1 protein-coding gene is annotated in these 1032 nt (G+C 36.8%); it reads left to right on the forward strand.

Annotation, left to right across the window (positions count from 1 at the left end; genetic code table 11):
• Positions 1 to 1032 (forward strand): ISAzo13 family transposase (locus K4039_RS29690; RefSeq protein ID WP_265240109.1); only part of this gene is annotated, 1032 nt, incomplete at both ends.

Here is a 1032-nt window from a genome sequence, read left to right on the forward strand (position 1 = left end):
GAAAAAGACAAAAGAAGATATGCAGCGATAGAAGCCGTAAAACTTGGTCGTGGTGGAATCATTTACATAGCCCGAGTTTTTGGAGTAGACAGAAATACAATAGCCAAGGGAATTAAGGAGTTAAAAAGTGAATCAGAACACAGCAGGAATCACAAGAGAATTCGCCGACCTGGGGGAGGAAGAAAGACTAGGGATTCTCAGATACCTAATTTAAATGAGCGTTTTTTAGAAGTCTTAAAAAACCACACAGCCGGAGATCCAATGTCCGAAAAAATTAAATGGACAAATCTTACCCATCAACAAATAGTTGAAGGATTGAAGGCTCAAGAAACAATAGTCAGTACAACAGTCGTCAAAAAACTTTTAAAAAAGAATGGATATGTGAAACGCAAAGCCCAAAAACAACAAACAACCGGAGTCACAAAAAATCGTAATGAACAATTTGAGAATCTTGCTAGAATAACGGCTCAGTATGAGTTACGGGGTAATCCAATTGTTAGTATGGACACAAAAAAGAAGGAATTTATTGGAAATTTATATCGAGCAGGCAGTCTATATACTACCGAAGTTGTTACGACATATGACCATGATTTTTGGAGTCTAGCTGAGGGAAAAGTAGTGCCTCATGGAATTTATGATCTGCAACATAACCGAGGATATTTAAACCTGGGAATCAGTAAAGATACGAGTGAATTTGCTTGTGAATCGATAAAACTATGGTGGATTAATTACGGAAAATTTATCTATCCTCAAGCAAATTCAATTTTAATAAAATGCGATGGAGGTGGCAGTAATAATTCTAATCATCATATCTTTAAATCAGATTTACAAAAGTTAGTTGACGAGCTGGGAATAGAAATTAGGATCGCACACTATCCTCCCTATACATCGAAGTATAATCCGATCGAACATCGTTTGTTTCCTCACGTAACTAGAGCCTGTCAAGGAGTGATTTTTACTTCTCTTGAGTTAGTGAAAAAACTCATGGCAAAAACGCATACTAAAACCGGGCTTTCTGTCGTAGTAAATGTG

It is taken from the genome of Lyngbya sp. CCAP 1446/10 (assembly GCF_026130175.1).
Taxonomy (GTDB): domain Bacteria; phylum Cyanobacteriota; class Cyanobacteriia; order Cyanobacteriales; family Microcoleaceae; genus Microcoleus.